This is a genomic window from Streptomyces sp. NPDC049577, assembly GCF_040675635.1.
Taxonomy (GTDB): Bacteria; Actinomycetota; Actinomycetes; order Streptomycetales; family Streptomycetaceae; genus Streptomyces.
Map to the genome: position 1 here is coordinate 1 of NZ_JBFAPH010000493.1, position 3,369 is coordinate 3,369.

Sequence of the window (3,369 nt, forward strand, 5' to 3'; positions counted from 1 at the left end):
GACGAAGACGTCGGAGATGCCGCGCCGCATGTCGGCCTGTTTGACGGCGGCCTCGACGGCGGCGCACGCCTGTCCGGGGGCGCGACTGGCCCGGGCCCAGCTCGGCGACGCGCTCGCGGTACTGGCGGCACACCGCCCGGTCGTGGTGCGCGCGCGGCCCGACCGCCGCGCCGCGCTGCCCGGCTGGCGTTCCCTGACCGTCCGGCCGGGGGGCGCCTCATGACTCCGACGATGAGGATCGCCGTGACCGGCGCGAGCGGCTTCTGCGGCGGCCACGTCGCGCGTGCCGCCACCGCGGTCGCCGACGTGGTGTGCGTGGGACGCCGGCCCGGGCCGGCGGGGCGCCACATACCGTGGGACGCGGCCCGGGAGGTCCCGGACCTCGCCGGCGCGGACCTGGTCGTCCACTGTGCCGCCGCGGTGGGCGACCCCTCCCCCGGCTCCCCCGCCGAGGCCGTGATGCACGCGGTCAACGTCGACGGCACCGCTCGGCTGCTCGAGGCCGCCGGCGGCAGGCCGGTCGTCTGGGTGAGCAGCGCCAGCGTCTACGATCCGCGTCACGACCGGAGCCGGGTCCGCGAGGACCATCCCGTCGGGGGCCGGCTCAACGCGTACGGCCGGACGAAGGCGGCGGGCGAACGGCTCGCCCTGCGGGCCGGCGCGGTGGTCCTGCGGCCGCGCGCGGTCTACGGCAGCGGGGACACCCAGTTGCTGCCCCGGCTGCTGGCGCGCGTCCGCGCGGGCACGCTCCTGCTGCCCGGCCCGGACGTGCGGCTGAGCCTGACAGCGGTGGAGAACCTCGCCGACGCGTGTCTGGCCGCGGCCGGCTGGCCCTCCGGGGCGTACAACATCGCCGACGCGGCCCCGTACGGGCGCGACGAGGCCCTCCGGCGTGTGCTGTGCGCGCACGGCGTCGACGCCACGATCCGGCACCTGCCGGTCCCGGTCGCCGAAGCGGCCGCCCGCGCGGCGGAGACGGTGGCCCGCCTGCTGCCGGGCTCCCGGCCGCCCGCGCTGACGCGGTACGCGGTCGACCAGCTCGCCCACGAGGTGGTTCTGGACACCGCCAGGGCAGGGGCGTGCGGCTGGTCGCCGCGGCGGTCCCTCGACGACTATCTGGCGGACTGCGCCCGGGGTGCGTGAGCGCCGCCGGTCCCCGCCGCGCCGGGCACGGCGGGGACGCGGGCGGTCAGCGCACGCCCTCCCGGCGGATCAGGGAGCGCACCATGGTGCAGGTGGCGTCGGAGGGCGGGCGCTCCCCGATCTGCTCCGCGACGGTGCGTATGCGGCGGTTGGTCGCCACCTTGGGGCGGTAGACGCCGGAGTTCATCAGGGCGATGGCCAGACGCATGGCCTTCAGCCGGCGGTGGTACGACTCGTACCAGCCACGCGGGCGGCCGGCGGGCAGACGCTTCTTCGGCAAGGTCGGGAAACTGGGCATCTCGGGCAGATCCCCCAGTCCCGGGAGATTCGGAAGGGGGGTTGCGGCTACGGCCATCGACGTCCTCCTGACGCGGTCGTGCGCCTCTTTCAACTCCCCCCCATTTTACTGCCGGGCACTGACAATCGGCCCTGGTCACACGGGCCGGAACCGGGTTCGCGATACGGTGTCCGGCATGGAAATCTGGATCAACCCCGCGTGCTCGAAGTGCCGTAGCGCCATCAGTCTGCTCGACGCGGAGGGGGCCGGCTACACGGTCCGCCGCTACCTCGACGAGGTGCCGAGCGAGGAGGAGATCCGCGAGGTGCTGGACCGGCTCGGGCTCGAGCCGTGGGACATCACGCGGACGCAGGAGGCGGAGGGCAAGGAGCTCGGCCTCAAGGACTGGCCGCGCGAGGCGGAGGCGCGCGACCGCTGGGTCGCGGCGCTGGCCGCGCATCCGAAGCTGATCCAGCGGCCCATCATCACGGCGGACGACGGCTCGGCGGTGGTGGGCCGTACGGAGGAGGCCGTGCGCGAGGCACTGTCGCGCTCCGCGCGCTGACCGTGCGGGCCGCGCGCTCCCGGGGACAGGAGCGCGCGGCCGCGGGCACTAGTGGGATGCCGGCTCCGTCACGGCGAAGGCGGCCGGCGGGGTCGGGTTGCCGGCCCCGTCGAGGCCGATCGCGCAGTACGTCCACGGGCCATCGGCCGCGCGCAGGGACGCGGGGATGTTCCGGTAGATGCCGTATCCCGCCCGGTCGGCGCAGTCGGTGGTCGCCTTCGGACCGTACTTGACCCGGTACTCGCTGATCTCCCAGGGCCGGTACACGGGCTGCACCCAGTACACGGCGTCCGGGCCGCTGCCGAAGAGGCGGATGTCGGCCTTGGGGGCCACCGTCGGCGGGGTGTCGTCCACGCGGGCGTAGGCGTACGCGGGGTGCGCGAGGGACTTCGTCCACGCGGCGCCCTTGAGGGTGGCGTCCGGGCCGCCGGCCGCGCACAGCACGTACAGGTTGTCCCTCGCGGGCAGGGCGGCGGTGTGGTCCAGGCCGGCCGCGGTCAGCCGGCGGGGCGTGCCGTAGCCCTCGGGCCTGGTGCAGTCGACGGCGCCGAAGGGGCCGGTCTTGACGGCCACGTAGGCATACGACCCGGAGGCGGGCCGCGCCATGTGGACGTCCCAGCGGGCCGGGCCCTCCGGGGTCCGGCTGCGGGTCTGCTGCCCGGAGGCGGTGACGGTCACCTTTCCGCCCGGGTCCAGACGGCAGCCCTTCTTGCGCAGGTTCAGCCCGGCGGGCTCCAGGCAGGAGCCGACCGCGTCGACCGGGGTGACGTAGGCGGTGTTGTCGGCACGCATGACCAGACCCTCGGCACTGCCCTCACAGGGCCGGCCGAGGCCGCAGCCGAGGTAGCCGGGGGTGTCGATGGTGTTGAGCATGCCGACGAGCCGGCTCGGATCGGCGGCGGTGGTGACGGCGCCTCCGGAGGAACCGCCGCTGATGCCGAGGCAGTCGGTCCGGGTGGAGTCCTTCCACAGCCACATGTTCTCGTGCAGGGCCACGCCCGTACCCGTCACCGCACAGGTGGACAGGCGCAGGAACCGCTGATCCTCCTCGACGCCGTCGGTCGGGGCGTGAGCGGCCCACAGGGCGGTGCCCGAAGCGGGCCGGCCGGTCGCGAGGGTGCGCGGCGTGACGTTCAGCGCGGCGAGCTCGCCATAGGTCGCCGAGAGGCGCAGGAGAGAGACGTCGACGTCCTTCATCGTCGCGTAGACGATGCGCTCGACGGAGAACGTCCTGTGCTCCGGGGCGTTGTCGTGGAAGTACGCGGGCGTGTAGCTCCAGTCGCCCGGCGCGAGGACCTCACGCAGCATGAAGGGTGAGGCGACGGTGACCAGGGATGACGCCGCGACCAGCAGGCCGACGTCCGCCAGCCGGCTGCGGTAGGGA

At 74.7% G+C, this 3,369-nt stretch carries 3 protein-coding genes and 2 pseudogenes; 3 read left to right on the top strand and 2 right to left on the bottom strand.

Translation table 11 applies throughout. The features are described from left to right. Positions 1-223: pseudogene (locus tag AB0K09_RS31610) on the top strand (hypothetical protein); the annotation flags it as partial. Positions 224-231: 8 nt separating this feature from the next. Next, positions 232-1,143, top strand: coding sequence for an NAD(P)-dependent oxidoreductase (locus AB0K09_RS31615; protein WP_366068829.1), 912 nt, complete (start codon positions 232-234; stop codon positions 1,141-1,143). 46 nt (positions 1,144-1,189) lie between these two features. On the opposite strand, the gene AB0K09_RS31620 is transcribed toward AB0K09_RS31615, so the two are convergent. Then, positions 1,190-1,441 carry a hypothetical protein gene (locus AB0K09_RS31620; protein ID WP_366068831.1) on the bottom strand — a complete coding sequence of 84 codons (252 nt, stop codon included), beginning with the start codon at positions 1,439-1,441 and terminating at the stop codon, positions 1,190-1,192. A gap of 175 nt (positions 1,442-1,616) precedes the next feature. Between AB0K09_RS31620 and AB0K09_RS31625 the strand changes: the two genes are divergently transcribed. Next, positions 1,617-1,985 carry an arsenate reductase family protein gene (locus tag AB0K09_RS31625; protein WP_366068830.1) on the top strand — a complete coding sequence of 123 codons (369 nt, stop codon included), beginning with the start codon at positions 1,617-1,619 and terminating at the stop codon, positions 1,983-1,985. A gap of 48 nt (positions 1,986-2,033) precedes the next feature. Here AB0K09_RS31625 and AB0K09_RS31630 read toward each other — a convergent pair. Then, a pseudogene (locus AB0K09_RS31630) lies at positions 2,034-3,369 on the bottom strand (hypothetical protein); the annotation flags it as partial.

Bases quoted from the DNA above. Each gene is read 5' to 3' on its own strand.
- AB0K09_RS31615 (WP_366068829.1), top strand. From the start codon at position 232: ATGAGGATCGCCGTGACCGGCGCGAGCGGCTTCTGCGGCGGCCACGTC.
- AB0K09_RS31620 (WP_366068831.1), bottom strand. From the start codon at position 1,441: ATGCCCAGTTTCCCGACCTTGCCGAAGAAGCGTCTGCCCGCCGGCCGC.
- AB0K09_RS31625 (WP_366068830.1), top strand. From the start codon at position 1,617: ATGGAAATCTGGATCAACCCCGCGTGCTCGAAGTGCCGTAGCGCCATC.